Source organism: Rhodanobacter sp. UC4438_H5, assembly GCF_052978405.1.
On record NZ_CM129672.1, the window covers coordinates 1,092,238 to 1,112,498 of the forward strand.

General features: G+C 67.5%; 18 protein-coding genes. 6 read left to right on the forward strand and 12 right to left on the reverse strand.

Annotated features, from left to right (window positions below):
• The first annotated feature begins 2 nt into the window (after window positions 1–2).
• Window positions 3–2,549: a DNA ligase D gene (ligD, locus tag ACVCL9_RS05035; protein WP_447098882.1), complete on the forward strand. Its 2,547-nt coding sequence runs from the start codon at window positions 3–5 to the stop codon at window positions 2,547–2,549.
• 151 nt (window positions 2,550–2,700) lie between these two features.
• On the opposite strand, the gene ACVCL9_RS05040 is transcribed toward ligD, so the two are convergent.
• Window positions 2,701–3,249 (reverse strand): type 1 glutamine amidotransferase domain-containing protein, encoded by a 549-nt coding sequence (locus ACVCL9_RS05040; RefSeq protein ID WP_447098881.1) that lies wholly within the window; start codon window positions 3,247–3,249, stop codon window positions 2,701–2,703.
• A gap of 303 nt (window positions 3,250–3,552) precedes the next feature.
• On the opposite strand from ACVCL9_RS05040, the gene ACVCL9_RS05045 reads away from it, so the two are divergent.
• Entirely contained in the window at window positions 3,553–3,714 is a 162-nt protein-coding gene (locus tag ACVCL9_RS05045; RefSeq protein ID WP_395118508.1) for a DUF3309 family protein, read from the forward strand.
• A gap of 188 nt (window positions 3,715–3,902) precedes the next feature.
• Here ACVCL9_RS05045 and ACVCL9_RS05050 read toward each other — a convergent pair whose 3' ends face one another.
• The 10 genes from ACVCL9_RS05050 to asnB form a co-directional block, all read right to left on the reverse strand.
• On the reverse strand, window positions 3,903–4,370 hold the full coding sequence (locus tag ACVCL9_RS05050) for a hypothetical protein (protein ID WP_395118510.1): 468 nt from the start codon (window positions 4,368–4,370) through the stop codon (window positions 3,903–3,905).
• A 23-nt stretch (window positions 4,371–4,393) separates the two neighbouring features.
• Window positions 4,394–5,344 carry a cell division protein ZipA gene (gene zipA, locus ACVCL9_RS05055; protein WP_447098880.1) on the reverse strand — a complete coding sequence of 317 codons (951 nt, stop codon included), beginning with the start codon at window positions 5,342–5,344 and terminating at the stop codon, window positions 4,394–4,396.
• 10 nt (window positions 5,345–5,354) lie between these two features.
• Window positions 5,355–8,864, reverse strand: coding sequence for a chromosome segregation protein SMC (smc, locus tag ACVCL9_RS05060; RefSeq protein ID WP_447098879.1), 3,510 nt, complete (start codon window positions 8,862–8,864; stop codon window positions 5,355–5,357).
• A 134-nt stretch (window positions 8,865–8,998) separates the two neighbouring features.
• Complete coding sequence (locus ACVCL9_RS05065) at window positions 8,999–9,244, reverse strand: BolA family protein (RefSeq protein WP_447098878.1); 246 nt, start codon at window positions 9,242–9,244, stop codon at window positions 8,999–9,001.
• Between the two features lie 8 nt (window positions 9,245–9,252).
• On the reverse strand, window positions 9,253–9,555 hold the full coding sequence (locus ACVCL9_RS05070; protein WP_395118518.1) for a YciI family protein: 303 nt from the start codon (window positions 9,553–9,555) through the stop codon (window positions 9,253–9,255).
• Window positions 9,556–9,592: 37 nt separating this feature from the next.
• Window positions 9,593–10,087, reverse strand: a complete 495-nt coding sequence (locus tag ACVCL9_RS05075) for a PaaI family thioesterase (protein WP_395118520.1) — start codon at window positions 10,085–10,087, stop codon at window positions 9,593–9,595.
• On the reverse strand, window positions 10,084–11,598 hold the full coding sequence (gene lysS / locus ACVCL9_RS05080; protein ID WP_447098877.1) for a lysine--tRNA ligase: 1,515 nt from the start codon (window positions 11,596–11,598) through the stop codon (window positions 10,084–10,086). Before lysS ends, ACVCL9_RS05075 begins: the two co-directional genes overlap by 4 nt.
• A gap of 61 nt (window positions 11,599–11,659) precedes the next feature.
• Window positions 11,660–11,986, reverse strand: a complete 327-nt coding sequence (locus tag ACVCL9_RS05085; RefSeq protein WP_395118524.1) for a hypothetical protein — start codon at window positions 11,984–11,986, stop codon at window positions 11,660–11,662.
• 42 nt (window positions 11,987–12,028) lie between these two features.
• A protein-coding gene (prfB, locus tag ACVCL9_RS05090; protein WP_447098876.1) for a peptide chain release factor 2 occupies window positions 12,029–13,154 on the reverse strand; the annotation gives its coding sequence in 2 pieces (ribosomal slippage) (window positions 12,029–13,078 and window positions 13,080–13,154; 1,125 coding nt in all).
• A gap of 147 nt (window positions 13,155–13,301) precedes the next feature.
• Window positions 13,302–14,969, reverse strand: a complete 1,668-nt coding sequence (asnB, locus tag ACVCL9_RS05095) for an asparagine synthase B (RefSeq protein ID WP_447098875.1) — start codon at window positions 14,967–14,969, stop codon at window positions 13,302–13,304.
• Between the two features lie 188 nt (window positions 14,970–15,157).
• On the opposite strand from asnB, the gene ACVCL9_RS05100 reads away from it, so the two are divergent.
• From ACVCL9_RS05100 to ACVCL9_RS05115, 4 genes are read left to right on the forward strand one after another with little or no spacing between them, the layout of a single operon-like run.
• On the forward strand, window positions 15,158–15,355 hold the full coding sequence (locus tag ACVCL9_RS05100) for a hypothetical protein (RefSeq protein ID WP_447098874.1): 198 nt from the start codon (window positions 15,158–15,160) through the stop codon (window positions 15,353–15,355).
• Between the two features lie 10 nt (window positions 15,356–15,365).
• Complete coding sequence (locus tag ACVCL9_RS05105; protein ID WP_447098873.1) at window positions 15,366–16,454, forward strand: 1-acyl-sn-glycerol-3-phosphate acyltransferase; 1,089 nt, start codon at window positions 15,366–15,368, stop codon at window positions 16,452–16,454.
• A gap of 2 nt (window positions 16,455–16,456) precedes the next feature.
• Window positions 16,457–17,314, forward strand: coding sequence for a phosphatase PAP2 family protein (locus tag ACVCL9_RS05110; protein WP_447098872.1), 858 nt, complete (start codon window positions 16,457–16,459; stop codon window positions 17,312–17,314).
• The gene (locus tag ACVCL9_RS05115; RefSeq protein ID WP_447098871.1) at window positions 17,311–19,815 is read left to right on the forward strand and encodes a PEP/pyruvate-binding domain-containing protein; all 2,505 of its coding nucleotides are present in this window, start codon (window positions 17,311–17,313) and stop codon (window positions 19,813–19,815) included. Before ACVCL9_RS05110 ends, ACVCL9_RS05115 begins: the two co-directional genes overlap by 4 nt.
• On the opposite strand, the gene ACVCL9_RS05120 is transcribed toward ACVCL9_RS05115, so the two are convergent.
• Entirely contained in the window at window positions 19,802–20,167 is a 366-nt protein-coding gene (locus ACVCL9_RS05120; RefSeq protein ID WP_447098870.1) for an STAS/SEC14 domain-containing protein, read from the reverse strand. The genes ACVCL9_RS05115 and ACVCL9_RS05120 overlap by 14 nt on opposite strands.
• Between the last annotated feature and the right edge of the window lie 94 nt (window positions 20,168–20,261).

Below are 20,261 nucleotides of genomic sequence, written 5' to 3' on the forward strand. Positions count from 1 at the left end.
TCATGGGCAACCTGCGCGACTATCAACGCAAGCGCGATTTCTCGAAAACGCGCGAACCGGCCGACAACGCGGCGGGACGCCGGGGCAGTCGCGCGATCTTCGTGATGCAACTGCATCATGCCAGCCGCCGGCACTTCGATTTCCGCCTGCAACTGGGCGACGTACTGAAGAGCTGGGCGGTGCCGAAAGGACCCAGCTACGACCCGCAGGTGAAACGCCTGGCGGTCGAGGTGGAGGATCATCCGGTGTCCTATGCCGGCTTCGAGGGCGACATCGAACACGGCTACGGCAAGGGCCACGTCGACCAGTTCGACATCGGCGTGTGGACCACCGAAGGCGACGCCGAAGCGCAGTTGCAAAAGGGTCACCTGCGCTTCGAGCTGTTCGGCAAGCGGCTCAAGGGCGGCTGGCACCTGGTGCGCAGCGGCCGCAAGGAACGCCAGCCGGCGTGGTTCCTGATCAAGGCCAAGGACGCGTTCGCCGGCGACGTGGAAGCGGACGACCTGCTCGACGCGAAGATGATCCGCAGCACCCGCGCGGCCGCGACAACACCGGCGACCAGGGCGGCGGCAAAGAAGTCCACCGCACGCAAGAAAGCCGTGCCGAAGGGGAAAAAAGTGCCGCGCTTGCGCCTCGCCAAGGCAGCCGCCGCGCTGGACGGGGCGCGCCCGGCGCCACCCGGCACCGAGTTCTTCAAACCGGAACTGGCACGCCTGCGCGAGTCGCCGCCGCCAGGCGAGCAGTGGCTGCATGAGGTGAAGTGGGACGGCTACCGCATCCTCGCCGCGATCGCCGACGGCGAGGTGAAGCTGTGGTCGCGCAACGCGCTGGCCTGGAACGAGCGGCTGCCAGAGATCGTGCAGGCGCTCGAATCGCTGGGATTGCATTCGGCCCGGCTCGATGGCGAGCTGATCGCGCTCGATGCCCGCGGACACAGCGATTTCAACGGCCTGCAGGCCACCCTGTCCGGCGAAGCACAATTGCCGCTGGTCTACATGCTGTTCGACCTGCCCTACCTCGAAGGCAGCGACCTGACCCGGGTACCACTGCTGCAACGCAAGGCGCTGCTGCAACGGCTGCTGGCCCACGCGCCGAAACACCTCGCCTTCAGCAGCCATGCGGTCGGCGACGGTGAAGGCGCGTTCCGCACGGCGACCGAGCAGCAGCTGGAAGGCATCATCTCCAAGCGCGTCGATTCGATGTACCGAGCAGGACGCGGCGACGACTGGCTGAAGATCAAGCGGCTGGAAAGCGACGAGTTCGCGGTGGTCGGCTACACGCCGCCCAAGGGCAGTCGCAGCGGTTTCGGTTCGCTGCTGCTGGCCCGACCCGATCCGGAGGTGTCGAACGGCTGGATCTATGTCGGACGCGTCGGCACCGGCTTCTCCGACGAACAGTTGCGGCAATTGAGCAGGACCATCACCGACAAGGGCAGCAAGAAACCGACGGTGAAACTTGCCGCGATCGATCCGCTGCTGCGCGGTGCACACTGGGTCGAACCGAAGGCCGTGGCCGAGGTGTACTACCGCGGCATCGGCAACAAGAACCTGCTGCGCCAACCGAGCCTGAAGACCATGCGTACCGACAAGTCCGCCGCAGACCTGCGCGACAGCGATCGCGCCCCATCCACGCGCTCCGCCAGCAACCGGCGACGGCGCGGCGGCGGGATGTCCGCCGCCGACATCACCATCACCCATCCCGACCGCGTGGTGTATCCCGAGGACGGCATCACCAAGCAGGAAGTGGCCGACTACTACACCCGCGTGATGGACTGGTTCCTGCCTGGCGTGGTGGACCGTCCCACCTCGGTCATCCGTTGCCCGGAAGGTACCGGGAAGGCCTGCTTCTTCCAGAAGCACATGATCGCCGGCCTCAAGCACGTAGGCAGCGCCAGGCTCAAGGAGGAATCCGGCGGGCAGGCCAGCTACATCTATCCGCGCGATGCCAGCTCGGTGATCGAGCTGGTTCAGTTCGGCGTGCTGGAGTTCCACCCCTGGGGCGCGACCGTCAGGCAGCCGGACCTGGCCGACCGCGTGGTGTTCGACCTCGACCCCGGCGAGGACGTGGCCTGGGACCGCGTGGTGGCGGCAGCGCGGCTGGTGCGCAAGCTGCTGTCGCAGATGGGGCTGGAATCATTTTTGCGTACCACCGGCGGCAAGGGCCTGCACGTGGTGCTGCCGTTGAATCCGGGCTGCCCGTGGCCGCAGGTGAAGGGTTTCGCCCAGGCGTTTGCCAGCTCCCTGGCGCAGGCCCATCCGCTGGAGTTCATCGCCACCGCCAGCAAGGCACGCCGCGGCGGCCTGATCTATGTGGACTACCTGCGCAACAGCCGCGGCGCCACCAGTGTGGCGTCCTACTCGTTGCGCGCACGACCCGGCGCGCCGGTGGCGATGCCGTTGCGCTGGACAGAACTGGGCAAGCTGAAAAGCGGCCACGATTTCGACATCCATTCCGCGCCCCAGCGCCTCGCGCGGCTGCGCAGCGACCCGTGGGCCGGCATCGGCGAGCTGAGCCAGAACCTCGACGACGTGATGGAAAAACTCGGCTGAGGATCGCCCGCGCCTTTCGCGCGATGCTCTTCGTCGCATGATGCAAAAGGCATCGCGCACGGAGTGCGCTCCCACGGATTCGCGACGGAACCATGCAGGGCGGGCCGTGCCCGCCCTGCGTCGGCGTTGGACCAGGTCGACGTCGACGGCGTTACGCGGTAGCGCCAAGCGCGTCGATGATCGCGTCGGCAAAGGCGGGGATGTCGCCCGGGCGGCGGCTGGTGATCAGCTGGCCGTCACGCACCACCTCGCTGTCCTGCCAGTGCGCGCCGGCGTTCTCCAGATCGGTGCGCAGCGACGGCCACGAGGTGACCTGGCGATTCTTGACCAGGCCGGCTTCGATCAGCGTCCACGGAGCGTGGCAGATCGCCGCCACCGGCTTGCCTGCGTCGTCGAACGCCTTGACCAGCGTGATCACCGCGGGCACCCGCCGCAGCTTGTCCGGGTTCATCACGCCGCCAGGCAGGACCAGCGCGTCGTAATGCTCGACCTTGGCCTCGTCCAGGGGCACGTCCACCGGCACGGCCCTGCCCCAGTTGCCATCGCTCCAGCCCTTGATCTCCCCGGCGTGGCCGGGGGCGATCACGTCGGTCTGCGCGCCGGCCTGTTCCAGCAGGCGTTTGGGTTCGGTCAGTTCGGACTGTTCGAAGCCGTCGGTGGCGAGGATGGCGATGCGGCGGCCGGTGAGGTTGAAGGACATGGGGCACTCCAGGATCGGAAAGCCGCAGCATCGCCGCTGCCACATGCAGGCAGCGTGCGGTTGTCGTGAGCGCGGCGTGACTCAAGTGCGAGCTACGCCCGCCACCCCGCCGCGAGAGAGCCCGCGGCATGACGAAGCAAACCGTCGTTCACCCCATCGTCATCCGCGCGAAAACGGGGTCATGTTCAGCCCTTCCGCCGCGACGCATCGTTGACGGCCCTTGCACCGGGACGCTGCGAAGGTGCAGGCGTCGCGATGCTGTCCGCGATCTCCGCAACTCCTCGTGCACAAAGGAATACGAACATGTCGATTTCACTGCTGGTGCTCATCGTTCTCGTCATCCTGCTGATCGGTGCGTTGCCGACCTGGGGCTACAGCCGCTCCTGGGGTTATCGTCCGACCGGCGGCATCGGCATCATCCTGCTGATCGTGCTGGTGCTGTGGTTGCTTGGCGTTTTTCACTGAGCGCCCCGCCGACACCGTGATCGTCCTGGCCAAATCGGTGTAACCCGTGCGCGCGGCGGCAAAGTGCCAGGATTGCCTGCCGGGGCGCCGTGCCACGCAGACCGCATCGGGACTCGGGATTTGCCCGGGGAAGACGCTGCCGGAGAATCGAGTATCCGCAGCCCCGGGCAACGAGCGGTGAGCCGGCATCAGCGCAGCGGTTCGGCGGCCCTGTCGCCCTGGCAACGGATCGGCCCGCCGTCGCGGCCGCGAGCCTGGGTGAAGCTGGAGCCGCGGCGGTTGATCACGATGCCGTTGGCACATTGCTGGTTGGCGTCCAGCAGGTAACTGGCGGTGACGCGCTGCGCCTCCTGCTGCTGGCGCTGCAGCTGCACGGCGCGGCGGGCCTGGTATTCGCGCGCCTGGTCGGCGACCTGGCGGTAATTGCTGGCCAGCTCCTCGCGACGCTGGCGCAGGTCGCGCTCCAGTTCGTCGTGGCGCTGGCGCGCACTGGCACGGGCTTGTTCGGCCTGTAGCGCGGCGGCGCGCTCGGTTTCCTGGATCAGCTCGTCGGCATGGCGGGCGGCAAGCCAGCGCGACACCCCGTTCCAGCCCAGGATCGCCACGACGAGGGCGGCGACAGCGGCGGCGATTTTCCAGCGCAAGGCAATCGTCATGGCTCCCGCTCCCGCGCGGCGATTCAGCGACCGAAGATGATTTCTTCACCCTCGTGGTCACGGTCCCAGCCGCGCAGCTGGTCGCGGATGTGCGCGATACCCTGCCGGCCGAGCGCATTGCGCTCCTCATCCAGTACCTGGCCGTCGAGCAGCTCGGCCAGTCGCTGCGCGGTGGGCAGCATGGCGTCCCAGGCGTCGAGCGCGGGGACCGGCCCGGGCAAGGTCATGAAGAAACTGACGCCGGAGGTCTGCAGCGCATCCAGCCGGGCCAGGTCGAAATTGCCCGGCTTGAGCATGTTGGCGACGCTGAAGATGGGGCCCAGCTCGCGCTTGCCGTCCACCAGGCGGTGATAGATGCCCATGTCGCCGAATTCCAGCCCGGCCTTTTCGGTGGCGACGACCAGGTCCGGTCCGTTGAAACGCGCGCCATCGCGCGCCACCACGAACAAGGTGACGATGCGTTCCACCGGCGTGTCGGCCGGGCGCCGACCCAGCTCCGAGCGCGGCACCGGCTTGGTGACAGGCGGCGCCGGTGCCGGTGCCGGTGCGGCGGCGGGCGCTTCGGCGACGGGTTCGGCGGGCGCGCGCAAGGTATCCACGATCGAGGCGGCGTGGCCGGCCAGGCGTTCGGTCAGGCGCTCGGCCGGCTTGGCCGCATGGCGTTCGCCGGAAAGCGTGGCGCCCAGGCGCTCCAGTTCCTCGCGCAGGCCGACGTCGAGCTCGCCTTGCTGCGGCGTCGCCGAGGTGTCGCCCAGGCTGAAGGCCGGGTCGTCGGCCAGGCTGGAGCCGCCCATGGTGGGCTCGCGCCGCGCGTGTCCGTGCGTGTGCGTATCGCCCGCTGCCCTGCGCTTGCCCTGCTCTTTCCGCGGCTGGCCGAACAGCCAGATCAGTGCCAGCACGACCAGCCCCACGATCAGCATCGGAATGCCGACGGCGGCGTTCCACGCAAAGGCAAGCAAAGGTTGCACGGTCATCATCGGTTCCTCAGGCAGCTCCCGCCAGTTTAGCCGCTTCGGCCAGGTCGACCTGCACCAGCCGCGACACGCCGGGCTCGCGCATGGTCACGCCGCACAGCTGGGTGGCGGCTTCCATGGTGGCCTTGTTGTGGCTGATGAAGATGAACTGCACGTGTTCGCTCATCTCGCTTACCAGGCTGGAGAAGCGGCCGACGTTGGCCTCGTCCAGCGGCGCGTCGACTTCGTCGAGCAGGCAGAACGGCGCGGGGTTGAGGCCGAAGATGGCGAACACCAGCGACACCGCGGTCAGCGCCTTCTCGCCGCCGGACAACAGCGAGATGTTGGACGGGCGCTTGCCCGGCGGGCGCGCCATGATCGTCACGCCGGTGTTGAGCAGGTCGTCGCCGGTGAGTTCCAGATAGGCATGGCCGCCACCGAACAGGCGCGGGAACAGTTCCTGCACGCCGGCGTTGACCTTGTCGAAGGTTTCCTTGAAGCGGTGGCGGGTTTCGCGGTCGATCTTCTTGATCGCGCCTTCCAGCGTTTCCATCGCGCTGACCAGGTCGGCCAGCTGGTTGTCCAGGTAGGTCTTGCGCTCGCTCTGTTCGGCGTGTTCCTGGATCGCAGCCAGGTTGACCGGCTCGATCCGCGCGATTTTCTGGCCGATGTCGGCGAGCTGTGACCGCCACTGGCTGGCGTCGATGTCGTCGGCCAGTTCGGCCAGCAGGGTTTCCAGTTCGAGGCCGGAAGCGGTGATCGCTTCGGCCAGTTGTTCGGCGCGCAGCTGCAGCGCCTGGGCGGCGAGACGCTTCTCGGACAGGCCCTCGCGCAATGCCGACAGGCCCTGCTCGGCCAGGTGGCGCTGCTGTTCGAGCTTGCGGAATTCGAGGTCGCAGTCTTCCAGTGCGCGGCGCGCTTCCACCAATTGCTTGTCGACCAGCAGGCGCTGGTCCAGATACGCCTGGCGCTCGGCTTCGAGTTCGGCGATCGGGTCGGAGCCGGCAGCGAGCTGTTCGGCGATCTCGTTGCGGCGCGCCTCGATCTGGCGCAGCTGGGCATCCATGCGACCTAGCGCCTGTTCCAGCGAGCTCAGCGACGAGCGCTTGGACTCCAGCGAGAGCGCCAGCGAGTGCGATTGATCGGCCGCCTCGCGCGCATTCATGCGGGCTTCCTCGCGCGCCTCGAGCAGGCTGCGGCGTTCGTTTTCCAGTTCGCGGCGCTGGTCTTCCAGGTCGCCCATCAGGCCGACCGATTCGTCCAGCCGCGCGCGCGCCTCACGGGTCTGGTTCTGCAATTCGTCGATCTGCGTGGACAGGTCGGCCAGCTCGCCGCTGACCTTTTCGGCACGGGCGCGGGCGGTCTCCAGCTTGCCGCGGTGGCTTTGCAATTGGCCGGCCAGTTCGGACTGGCGACGGTGCGCGTTGTACAGCTCGCGCTGGGCGTCGTCGCGCGCGCGTTCGGTTTCGAATTTGCTGGTGCGCAGGTTGTCGAGCCGTTCGCTGGCTTCTTCCAGCTGCGCTTCCAGCATGGCGATCTGTTCGGCCAGCGTGCGCAGCTCGCGCTCGCGCGCCAGCACGCCGACCTGGCTGCCTTGCGCCCGGCGCACGCGCGCCCAGCCCGGGCCGAGCCATTCGCCGCCGCGCGTCATCACGGATTGATACGGTGCCAGTGCGGACAGCGAGGCCACCTGCCGGTGGGCGTCGGCCAGCGATTCGGCGGTCAACACGTGGCCCAGTATGGCCATCGCCGCCGCCGGGCCGCGTACGTGGGCGGCCAGCGTGCCAGCGGCGCCGACGCCGCCCTCGGCGTTGTCGAGCAAGGCGATGTCGGCGTTGTCGAGCGCATCGAACTCCGCCGCCAACGCATGCGAGCCATCCACCAGCACCGCGTCCAGAAATCCGCTCAGCGCCGTTTCCACGGCGGTCTCCCAGCCGTTTTCGACCTGCAGCGACTCACCGAGGCGGCGTGACGTGTTCAACCCGAGACGAGCCAGCCAGCTGCTGGCAGCGTTTTCTTCCTGGCCGAGCGCGGCATGCTGCAGCGCTTCGAGCGAGGCGTGCCGGCCACGGGCGGCCTGCAGTTGCTGGCGGGCCTCGTTCAGCGCCGACTGCACCTGGCGCTCTTCTTCCTGCACTTTTTCATGGTTGGACTTGTACTGGTCGAGCAGGCTGCCCAGGGTTTCCACGCGCTCGCGCTGGGCGTCGTGTTCGCTGTGCAGTTGCTCGCCGGCGGCGGCCAGTGCGGCCACGTCGGTAGCTTTCTGCTCGGTTTCCAGTGCTTCGCGGCGGCGCGCCAGGTCGATGCCCTGGCGGTCGAGGTAATTGAGCTTGGTGCGTTCCACTTCGGCGGCGCGGTTGGATTCGCCGGCATTGCGGGTGTGGCTGTCCCAGCGCTGTTGCCAGTCGGCCAGCCTGGCCTCGGTGCTGCGCTGGGCTTCGGCGGTGTCGTCCTGCAGCTGCTGCAGGGCTTCGAGTTTCGGTTCGCCTTCGGCCAGCGCCATGCGCAGGGCTTCGACCTGCTCGCGGTCGGTGGCGATGTGTGCGGCCAGTTCCGCGTGCTCGCGCTCGCTGTCGGCGTGGGCGCGCTGCAGGCGTTCGGCGCTCTCCTTGTTGTGGCGCACTTGCTGCTCGACACGGGCGATCTCGGCGCCGACCTTGTAGACCTCGGCCTGGACCGCGTTCAGGTGCTCGCTGGCGTCGGTGTGGCGTTCGCGCATGACCTCGATCTGCGCCTCGATCTCGCGCTGGCCGGCCAGCTGCTTCTCGATCTCGATCTCGGCGGCGGACAAGCCGGCGCCTTCGCTGTCGTGCTGGCTCTTGAGGCCGCGGTATTCGAGCGCGCGCAGCTCGGCTTCCTTGCGTGTCTGCTCTTCCTTCAAGGCTTTCCAGCGCTCGGCGGCGCGGGCCTGGCGGTTCAGGTGTTCGAGCTGCTTGTCGACTTCGTCGCGCACGTCGCGCACGCGGTCGAGGTTTTCGCGGGTGGCCTTGATGCGGCTTTCGGTCTCCTTGCGGCGCTCCTTGTACTTGGAGATACCGGCGGCTTCCTCCAGGTGCGTGCGCAGTTCGTCCGGGTGCGCCTCGATGATCTGGCTGATCATGCCCTGCTCGATGATCGAGTAGCTGCGCGGGCCCAAGCCGGTGCCGAGGAACAGGTCGGTGATGTCGCGCCGGCGGCAGCGCGCGCCGTTGAGGTAGTACGAGGATTGCCCGTCGCGGGTGACCTGGCGCTTCACCGAGATCTCGGCGTACTGGCCGTACTCGCCCTGCACCGAGCCGTCGGCGTTGTCGAAGATCAGTTCGACCGTGGCCTGCCCCACCGGCTTGCGCGTGTTGGAGCCGGAGAAGATCACGTCGGTCAGCGAGTCGCCGCGCAGGCGGCTGGCCGCGCTTTCGCCCATCACCCAGCGGATCGCGTCGATGATGTTGGATTTGCCGCAGCCGTTGGGGCCGACCACGCCGATCATGTTGCTCGGCAGGTGCAGGGTGGTCGGGTCCACGAAGGACTTGAAACCGGCGAGTTTGATCGTGCTCAGGCGCATGCAGTGTTCAACGGTAGGGTGCTACGGCCGGTGCAGCCGGATGACAGGGCACTGTGCCAAACGCGGGGGCCTGCTGCAATGCGTGTCCGCGTGAGATTTAGTGTAAAGAATACGATACAACTCATTGATAGATATTATTTCTCGACGGCATCTATGGAAACGGCATGGATCCCGTTGTCCATCAACCCCTGCAGCGCCGCGTAGACCATTCGGTGCCGGCGGATCGGCAACAGCCCGGTGAAGGCGGGGCTGGCGATGCGCACGCGGAAATGGCCCTTGCCCTCACCCGCATGCCCGGCGTGCAGGTGGCCTTCGTCGACGATTTCCAGCTCGGTCGGCGCCAGGGCCTGGGTCAGGCGCTGGCGGATCTGCTCGATCATCGCCTCGCTCACGCCGGCAGGGCCTTGCGGAATGGCTTGATCTGCACCTCGGCGTAGACGCCGGCCGCCACGTAGGGGTCGGCATCGGCCCAGGCGCGGGCATCAGCCAGCGACGGAAACTCGGCCAGGATCAGGCTGCCGCTGAAGCCGGCCGGGCCCGGATCTTCGGACTCGATCGCCGGGAACGCGCCGGCCACGAACAGGCGGCCCTCATCCAGCAGCGCCTGCAGCCGTGCGATGTGCGCGGGCCGCGCTCCCTTGCGCTTCTCCAGCGAGTCGGCAACGTCCGTTCCGATGATGGCAAACCACATGATCAAGCCTCCTGGTGGGATGGGTCGCGAGTCTGGCTCATGCGTGGCGCGCGGCTGCGGCCAGCTGCGCGGTGTCGACACGCACGAAAATCGAATCGCCCAGCGCGGTGAGCACTTCGCCCGCGTGGACCTCGCACAGCACGCGGGTCTTGCGCCCGACTTCGCCCTCGACGCGCGCCTTCAGCGTCAGCGGCACGTCCATCGGGGTGGGCTTGAGGAACTTGATGCCGAGGCTGCCGGTGACGCAGTCGATGCGCGGCTTGCTGTCCGGCGCGCGCTGCTCGGCACGGTAGTGGTATGCCATCGCGGTCCAGTTGGAATGGCAGTCCACCAGCATCGCGATCAGCCCGCCGTAGACCAGCCCCGGCCAGCCGTGGAAATCCGCTCCCGGCAGGTGCGTGCTGACCACGTGCACGCCGTCCTCGTGCCAGTGGCTCTTGATGTGCAAGCCGTGAGGATGGGCGCTGCCGCAGCCGTAGCAGACGCCGTCGGGCGCGGCCAGGTCCTGCAGCGCGGGCACGTCGGCGCTCATGCTTCCGGTCGCATGTAGGGGAACAGCAGCACGTCGCGGATCGAGGACGCGCCGGTCAGCAGCATCACCAGGCGGTCGATGCCGATGCCGAGGCCGCCGGTGGGCGGCAGGCCCACTTCCAGCGCGCGGATGTAGTCGGCGTCGAAGTGCATGGCCTCGTCGTCGCCGGCGTCCTTGGCGTCGACTTGGGCCTGGAAGCGTGCGGCCTGGTCTTCCGGGTCGTTCAACTCGGAGAAGCCATTGGCGATTTCCTTGCCGCCCACGAACAGCTCGAAGCGGTCGGTGATGCCCTTGTCGGTATCGTTCTCCCGCGCCAGCGGTGACACCTCCACCGGATGCTGGGTGATGAAGGTCGGCTGGATCAAGGTGTGCTCCACCGTCTTTTCGAAGATCTCCAGCAGCAGCTTGCCCCAGCCATAACCGTCCTTGATCTGTATGCCGAGCCGCCTGGCGTGCGCGGCCATCGCTTCGCGGTCGCGCAGCTCCTCGCGCCGGATCTCGGGGTTGTGCTCCAGCACCGCGTCTTCCATACGCCAGCGGCGGAACGCCGGACCCACGTCGATGTCGGCGCCGTCCCAGTGCAGCCGCGTCGTGCCCAGCACGGCCTGCGCGGTGTCGCGGATCACGCTCTCGGTGAGGTCCATGATCTCGTGGTAGGTGGCGTAGGCCTGGTACAGCTCCAGCATGGTGAACTCGGGGTTGTGTCGGGTCGACACCCCTTCGTTGCGGAAGTTGCGGTTGATCTCGTAGACGCGGTCGAAGCCGCCGACCACCAGGCGCTTCAGGTACAGCTCCGGTGCCACGCGCAGGTACAGATCCAGATCCAGCGCGTTGTGGTGGGTGACGAACGGTTTGGCCGTGGCGCCGCCGGGGATCACGTGCATCATCGGCGTCTCGACTTCCATGAAGCGGCGCGACGGCGCTTCCAGCCATTGACGCATGGTGCCGATGATCCTTGAGCGCAGCATGAAGGTGCGGCGCGCTTCCTCGGTGACGATCAGGTCCACGTAGCGCTGGCGATAGCGCTGCTCCACGTCGGCCATGCCGTGATGCTTGTCGGGCAGCGGGCGCAGGCTCTTGGTCAGCAGGCGCAGGTGATCCACGCGCACCGAAAGCTCGCCGGTCTTCGTGCGCATCAGCGTGCCTTCGGCACCCACGATGTCGCCCATGTCCCAGCCCTTGAACGCCTCGTAGACCTCGCCAACCGTGCCGGCATGGATGAACAGCTGGATGCGTCCGCTGAAATCCTGCAACTGCACGAAGCTGACCTTGCCCTGCACGCGCTTGAGTACGATGCGCCCGGCCATCTTCACCCGGCGCGCGGCCGCTTCGACGGCTTCGGCCGTGTGCACGTCCTTGTCGGCGAACTCGGTTTGCAGGTCGCCGGCGAAGCTGTCGACCTTGAAGTCGTTCGGAAACGCGATGCCCTGCCCGCGCAGCGCCTTGAGTTTTTCGCGGCGCTCGGCGATCAACTTGTTCTCGTCGGGAAGGGTGTCGGTGACTTCGCTCATGGATGGTTCCGTGGCTGCCAGCGCGCGCTGGACAGTGGATGTCTCGTGGATGGGGCGGCGCTCAATTGCCCTTGTCGAAAATCTGCTTGACGCCGCGTTTGGTGGCATCCCAGCCCTCGCGCGCGCCGTGGCCGATGGCGACGCCTGCCTTCTTCGCGCCATGGCCGATGCCGGTGCCGGCCTCTTTCGCGCCGTGCCCGATCTTCCTGGCCACATGCCTGGTCGCGTGACCGACATCGCGGGCGCCGTCGGCGACGCCGTGGCCGACCGCCTTCGCGTCCTGCTTGATGCCCTGTCCGGCGCTGCCCTGCGACGACTGCGCTGCCGCGCCGAACGCCATCAGCGCGACCAAGGCGATCAGGAAAATGCCGATCTTCTTGCTGTTCATGCGCGTCACCTCGTCAATGGGCGGGTCGAAGGGAATCGGGCGTCAGGCATCGATGCGCTTGGCGCCGGCTTCGAGGCCGGATTTCAGGCTTGCCTCGATGAACTCGTCGAGGTCGCCGTCGAGCACCTTCTGGGTGTCCGAACGCTCGATGCCGGTGCGCAGATCCTTGATGCGGCTCTGGTCGAGCACGTAGTTGCGGATCTGGCTGCCCCAGCCGATGTCGGACTTGGTCGCTTCCAGCGCGTCCCTCTCGGCATTGCGCTTCTGCACTTCCAGTTCGTACAGCTTGGCGGCCAGCATCTTCATCGCGCGGTCGCGGTTGGCGTGCTGGCTGCGCTCGGTCTGGCAGGCCACGACCGTGTTGGTGGGCACGTGGGTGATGCGCACCGCCGACTCGGTCTTGTTGACGTGCTGGCCGCCGGCACCCGACGAACGGTATACGTCGGTCTTCAGGTCGGCCGGGTTGATGTCGATCTCGATGCTGTCGTCCACTTCCGGCGAAACGAATACCGAGGTGAAACTGGTGTGCCGGCGGTTGTCCGAATCGAACGGGCTCTTGCGCACCAGCCGGTGCACGCCGATCTCGGTCTTCAGCCAGCCGTAGGCATAGTCGCCCTCGACGCGGAACGTGGCGGACTTGATGCCGGCCACGTCGCCGCCGCTGACTTCCATCAGCTCGGCTTTCCAGCCACGGTGCTCGCACCAGCGCAGGTACATGCGCAGCAGCATTTCGGCCCAGTCCTGCGCCTCGGTGCCGCCGGCGCCGGCCTGGATGTCGACGAACGCGTTCATCGCGTCCATCTTGCCGGAGAACATGCGCTGGAACTCCAGCTTGCCGACCTGCGACTCCAGCTTGTCCAGGTCGTCGATCACCGACTGCGCGGCGTCGTCATCGCCGTCGGCGACGGCCATCTCCAGCAGGTCGCCGGCGTCGTCCAGGCCGGCAGTCAGCGTGTCGATGCCGTGGACGATGGTGTGCAATCGGGCGCGTTCGCGACCCAGTTCCTGCGCGTTGGCCGGGTCGTCCCACACGGTGGGGCTCTCCAGTTCGCGGGTTACTTCTTCCAGGCGCTCGCGCTTGGTGGCGTAGTCAAAGATACCCCCTAAGCGCTTCGACGCGACCGCGGAGGTCGTCGATCTGCGCATGGATGGGATTGGTCTCGATCATCGTGAAATCTTGGTGGGAGGCGAGCACGCAAGAATAACAGACCCGTTTGCAGCCGGCGCCCCTTGCAGGGCGGGCACTGCCCGCCGACCTTTGATCCATGGCGACGGAAACCGGCGGGCGGTGCCCGCCCTAAGCAGCCGGCCGCATTCAGGCGAGCGCCTGGGCATGTACGCCTCTGACGGCACGCCCCGACGGATCGGCCGCGTTCGCGAACGCCGGATCCCACGCCAGCGCTGCGGGCGAGGAGCAGGCAATCGACTTGCCGCCGGGCACGGTCGCGGCGCAGGCCTCGCCGGGAAAGTGCTGCTCGAAGATGCGTCGGTAGAAATACGCCTCCTTGGTCGCCGGCGTGTTGAACGGGTAGCGCGCCGCGGCCGCGGCGAACTCGCGGTCGCTGACCGCCTGCTCCGCGTGCGCTTTCAAGCCGTCGATCCAGCCATAGCCGACGCCATCGCTGAACTGCTCCTTCTGTCGCCACAGGATCGAATCCGGCAGCGCGCCGTCGAACGCTTCGCGCAGTACCGCCTTCTCGATGCGCCCCTGCCCTGCCATCTTGTGCTTCGCATCCAGGCCCATCGCCACGTCGATGAACTCCAGGTCGAGGAACGGCACGCGCGCCTCCACGCCCCACGCCATCATCGCCTTGTTCGCGCGCAGGCAGTCGTAGCTGTGCAGCGCGTCGAGCTTGCGCACGGTTTCCTCATGGAACGCCTCGGCCGAGGGCGCCTTGTGGAAGTACAGATAGCCGCCGAAGATCTCGTCCGAACCCTCGCCGGACAGCACCATCTTCACGCCCATCGCCTTGATCCGCCGCGCCAGCAGGTACATCGGCGTGGCGGCGCGGATGGTGGTGACGTCGTAGGTCTCGATATGGCGAATCACTTCGGGCAGCGCGTCAAGGCCTTCCCAGAAGGTGTAGATGAAGCCGTGATGCACGGTGCCCAGCGCGTCGGCGGCGACCTGCGCCGCAGCCAGGTCGGGCGAGCCGTCCAGCCCGATCGCGAACGAATGCAGGCGCGGCCACCAGGCCTCGCTGCGGTCGTCGTCCTCGACCCGCTCGCGCGCGAACTGCGCGGCGCAGGCGGCGACCAGCGACGAATCCAGCCCACCGGAAAGCAGCACCCCATACGGCACGTCGGTCATCAGCTGGCGATGCACGGCCTGCTCAAACGCCTTGCGCAAGGCCGGAGCAGCCACGTCATGGCCGCGCGTGGCGGCATAGTCGCGCCATGGCCTGGCGTAGTAGCTGCGCAGTTCGCCGCTGGCGCTGTCGTAGACATGACCCGGCGGGAACGGCGCCACGTCGGCACACACGCCGACCAGCGCCTTCATCTCCGAGGCCACGCACAGGCGGCCTTGCGCGTCGTGGCCCCAGTACAGCGGGCAGACGCCGATCGGGTCGCGCGCGATCAGGTAGCGCTGCGCCTCGCCGTCCCACAACGCGAACGCGAAGATGCCGTTGAGCCTGCCCACGAAGTCGCTGCCGTGCTCGCGATACAGCGCGTTGATCACCTCGCAGTCCGAAGCGGTGGTGAATTCGTAGCTGCTGGCCGCACGCAATTCGCGGTGGTTGTAGATCTCGCCGTTCACCGCCAGCGCCAGCGCGCCGTCGCGCGAACGCAGCGGCTGCGCGCCGCTGGCCGGGTCGACGATGGCCAGCCGCTCGTGCACCAGGATCACCCCGGCGTCGACGAACACCCCGCTCCAGTCCGGCCCGCGATGGCGCTGGCGCTGCGACAACTCCAGCGCCTGCCGGCGCAACGCGGTCAGGTCGTCGCCCGGCTGCAGGTCGAACATTCCGAATATCGAGCACATGGTGGAAGTTTCCTCGTTGCTGTCTGTGGATACCGCTCTTCTGAAAAATCGGCCATGGAGACCGGGTTTGCCCTGCGTGGGCGGACCCGCGCAAAAATCAAACACCACAAAACGAAAGAGGCCCGCACTGGGCGGACCTCTTTCGCGTATTCGATGAAACTTGCAGCTACGCGAGGGCCCGCCAACGGTTGGCGTTGTTGTTCGCGCGATTATTGGTATTGCCGGCCAGCACGAAGCTGCGCGCGGAAGGCGCAGTGGAGTTCAAGCCGCTGGTGGCGAAGGAATGCATGGATCAACTTGAACAGATCATCCGACGCTTGGCAAGTGCTGGCACAGCAGTGACGCCAGCCGCCGCTTGCCGCTACATTGCCGCCAATGAGCCATGACGCAACACGGATGTCTGCCCGCTCCCGCACCGACCCGGCACCGATGCCCGCGGGAGGGCGGCCATTGCGCTGGTGGATTCCGCTGCTGGCCTGGTTGCTGCGCGGTTTCTATTTCGGCCGCATCCGCATCTTCGGTGCCCATCGGCAACCCGTGCCGCGACGCGGCGGTCGGCTGATCGTCAGCAGTCATCGCAACGGGGCGATCGACGGCTACACCGTGCTGCGGGTGTTTCCCGGCGCGCAAGGGCTGGTCTCGATCCAGTTGCTGCGGCATCCGCTGCTGCGCTGGATGTTCGACGGCATCGCGGTGGTGCGCGACAAGGATCGCGAGCGCTACGCCAAGCGGCGCGCCGCGTTCGCTCATCCCGTCGACGCCGGCTGCGCCCAACTGCGTGCGGGCGGCGACCTGGTGATCTTTCCCGAAGGCAGCAGCGAATGGGGCTGGCAGCCGCTGCCTTACCAGCGCGGCGCAGCGCGCATCGCGCGCACCTTGCTGGACGAGGGATTGTCGCTGGAGGTGCTGCCGCTGGGTTTGCACTACCAGGCGCCGGACCGCTTCCGTTCGCGCGTCGAGGCGCTGGTCGGAGTGCCGGTGAACTTGCCCGCACGCGATGCCGATGAATCCGATCGCGACTGGGAACGACGCATCCATCAGGCGATCGCGACCGCGCTCGACGCGGTCTCGGTGAACTGTCCGACCCCGGAGGTCTTTGCGACGACGGAAGCCTGGGCGACGGTGCGGGCCGCGGCGGGCGAGTCCTACGCGCTGGCGTTCATCGGCGCACAGCAACGCCCACAGGCGCCACCGCCGCCACCACCACGCGCTCGTCCATGGCCATTGGACTGGCTCGTGGTGGCGGCGTTCATGCTGCTGGCGGCGCCGGTGCTGCTGGCCGGCCGGGTCGCCGGTGGCAAGGCGGATGCACGCAATACGGTGAGCTTTTTCCGCATCGTGGGCGGGCTGCTGGTGGCGATGGTCTGGCTGCCCTGTCTGCTGTTGATGACCTGGTTCTGGCCATGGCCGCTGCTGGTGCTGTGGCCGCTGGCCGCACTCGGCTGGTGGCGCTGGCCGCGCGTAATGCATCGGGGGAATCCGTGAACATGCCACGCATCGCGCGCTGGATCGGCCATGCCTTCGCCGCCGAGCTGTTGCTGATCCTGGTGCTCGGCAGCATCGGTGCCTGGCGGCTGGATGACGGCGACCTGCACGCCGCCAGCCTGCTTGGCGGTATCGCCTGGCTGCTGTTGCTGGTCGCTACCTTGGCTGCACCGGGCAGTGGCTGGGCCAGCTGGAAAGGCACGCTGCAGTTCGTCGCCTGCTGGCTGATCTTTCCGCTGTTCAAGGCGATCCGCGAGGTATTCATCCAGCACACCGCCGACGCGACGCTGCTCGCGCTGGATCGTGATCTGTGGGGTGGCCGCAGCCTGCCGGAGCACCTGCTGGGCTGGGAACGGCCGTGGCTGTCGGAGCTGCTCAGCAGCGGCTACTTCCTGTTCTATTTCGTGGTGCTACTGCCGGCGATCGTGTTCAGCGTGCAGCGCAGCAGCCCCGAGGCGAAGGCGTTCTTCCTCGGCCTGACCCTGATGTACCTGGTCGGCTTTGCCGGCTACCTGCTGGTGCCGGCCGGTGGACCGTACATGGCGTTTCCCGAGGTGTTTCCGTATCCCGTGCACGGCGGCGCGATGACGGCATTGCTGGCCGGCGTGGTCAAGGCCGGGATCACCGGCATGGACGTGTTCCCCAGCCTGCACAGCGGCATCGGCGTGTATGTGCTGGGCTTCTTCGCGCTGGGCAGGTATCGGCGCATCGCCGCCCTGCTGGCGCCGATCATCCTGGCGCTGGTGGTGGCCACGTTGTACCTGCGCTATCACTACGGCATCGACGTGCTGTGCGGGATCGCCCTCGCCGCCGCGGTGCTCGCCTTCATTCAGCGTTACCGCAAGGAAACCCTCGCATGACCCAACTCCTCGTCTTCACCGATCCGCAGGCCGCCGAGCATGCCGTCAGCGGCGGCAAGGGCGCCAACCTGGCGCGCGCCGCGCAGCACCTGCCGGTGCCGCCGGGCATCGTGGTCGGCAGCGAGGTTTATCGCGAGTTCGTGGCGCCCTTGCATGAGGCGATCCGCCACGTGCTGGAAGACGCCACACTCGACCACGCCGCCCGCAGCGAGCGCATCCAGGCCCTGCTGCTCGCGCAGCCGTTGCCGTCGTCACTGCGCGACGAGCTCGCCGCGAAACTGGAAACACTCGATCTGGCCGATGCGCCGGTGGCGGTGCGTTCCTCCGGCACGCTGGAAGACCTGCCCGGCGCTGCGTTCGCCGGCCAGCACGATACCTTGCTGGGCATCCGCGGCGTCGATGCCGTGCTCGACGCGATCCGCCGCTGCTACGCCTCGCTGTGGAATGCCCACGTGCTGCCGTATCGCGAGCGGATGGGGCTGAACCACCTGGACGCGGCGATGGCCGTGGTGGTGCAGAAGATGGTGCAGGTGGGCGAGCATGAGGCCGCCGGCGTGGCGTTCTCGATCGACCCGGTGCGTGGGGCGCTGGACCAGGTGTTGATCAACGCCGCGTTCGGCCTCGGCGAAACCGTGGTCGGTGGCGAGGAGCCGGTCGACGAGTACCGGCTCAGGCGCAGCGACATGAGCGAGGTCGACGCGGTGATCGCCGAGAAGCCGCAGGCGCTGGTGACCGATGCCGCCGGCGGTACTCGCCACTCGACGTTGTCCGCCGAACAGGCGCATGCCCCTGCCCTCGCCGAAGCGCAACGCCGCGCCGTGGCGCAGCTGGCGCTGGCCGCCGAGCAGCACTTCGGTTTCCCGCAGGACATCGAGTGGGCGTGGCAGGACGGCACGCTGTACCTGCTGCAGTCGCGTGCGGTGACGCGCATCCCGGCGCGCTGGACCCGCGACGAATCGGCCGAGCGCTTTCCCAACCCGGTCACCCCGCTGACCTGGGATCTGTGCGAAGCCGGCTTCCATGCCTCGCTCAACCACAGTTTCAAGCTGATGGGCCTGCCGCCGTTCGGCGACAAGTGGTTCGCGATGCGCGACTACTACATCTACGGCAACCAGAACGCGGTCGAACTCTACAGCGGCCGCACGCCGGCGAAGATGCTCAAGGACGTGGAAAGCATCCGCGCCGCGCTGCCGCAGATCGCCGCGCAGTTTGCCTGGGTGCAGGAGCTGCCGGTGCGCTGGATGCGCGACCTGGACACTTATCTGCTCGGCATCGGCGCCCTGATGCGCGAGTCGCTGGACGGCCGCCCTTTGAATGAACTGTGGGACTACGTGCTGCGCATCAATGCGCTGGGCGCCAGCTACTTCCTGCCGAACATCGCCATCTCGCTGACCCAGCGCACGCTGTACGTGGCCCTGCAGCAGATGCTGCGACTGGCGCTGCCGGCCGACCAGGCGCAGCAGGTGTTCGACCAGTTGCTGGCAGTCACCGACACCAAGACCGGCCAGGTCAATGCCGAGCTGTGGTCGCTGTCGCGGCTGGTTCGCATGGATGCCGTCCTGCATGACCGGCTGCGCAGCGAACCCAGCGTCGAACTGCTGGAAGAACTGGTGCAGCACCCCGCCTTCCACGCCGAGTTCCAGCGCTTCCTGGCCCGCCACGGCCATCGCGAACTGGATTTCGACGCCTACCACCCGACCTGGGTCGAGGCACCGCAGATCGTGCTGGACCAGCTGAAGATGCTGGTCGATCGTCCCGACGAGGACCGCGCCGCCGCCGAACTGGCGCAGAAAGCCGCCCAGGCGGCGATGGAGCACAACGTGCTCAGCCATGCGCCGGAGGAACTGCGCTACCTGGTGCACGAGGTGATCCGGCTGGCCCGCACGTATACCGCGCTGGACGACCTGGAGCATTACCAGACCACCCGCCTACACCTGCCATTTCGCCGCGGCCTGAAAGCGATCGGCGTACAGCTGGTCGAACGCGGCGTACTGGCTGATCCGATGGACGTCTATTTCGTGCCGCTGGCCCTGCTCGACGGCGCGCTGCACAGCGGTGAACTGTCCCCGATCACGGAAGCCGCCGCCCGCCACAAGGCCGGTTACCTGGCGGCCTGCGCACGCACGCCGGACTGGATCTTCGGCGAGGCGGAACCGGTCGAGGTCGACGGCAGCCAGGTGCTCAAGGGCCTGGGCGGCAGCCCCGGCATCGTCGAGGGCGAGGTATTCGTGGTGCGCAGCCCGGAGGATTTCCCGCACTTCCCCAAGGACGCGATCCTGGTGGCGCGCACCACCAACCCGGCGTGGACGCCGCTGTTCTACCAGGCGCGCGGAGTGATCACCGAAAGCGGCGGCCCGCTGTCGCACGGCGCGGTGACCGCGCGCGAACTGGGCCTGCCGGCCGTGATGAGCGTGCGCCACGTGATGCGCATGCTGGCCAATGGCCAGCGCGTGCGCATCGACGGCCGCCACGGCACCGTCGAGGTACTCAGTCCGCCGTAATCCAGCGCGTGGCTTCGTCGACCTCGGCACCACGGAACAGGCGGAACTGGGCGGGGATGGCGAAGCTGAAGGCCGTGGCGGTACCGCGCAGCCAGGGCACGTCAGTGACCAGCGCCACACGGTCCCAACTGCTGAAGTGCCGCGCGCCGAGTTTTGCGTCGTTCCACATGGCGCCGGGGTCGAAGCCGGTGAAGTCGTCGGCAGTGACGTAGAGCAGGCGCAGCTTTCGATTGAGCGCGAACGCCGCCTCGACATCCGGCACCACGATGTTCTCGTAGTCTTGCGCGGTGACCTGGCCGTGCGCGCGAAAACCCAGCGTGCCGGCAGGCAATCCTTCGATCTGTGCGATCACGGGCGTGCTCCTGGGATGGGGTGCCCCAGTTTGGGTCCAGGCACGTGAAAAGCGTGCAAGTCGAAGGCATGGGAGCAGGCTTTCGAGAATCCTG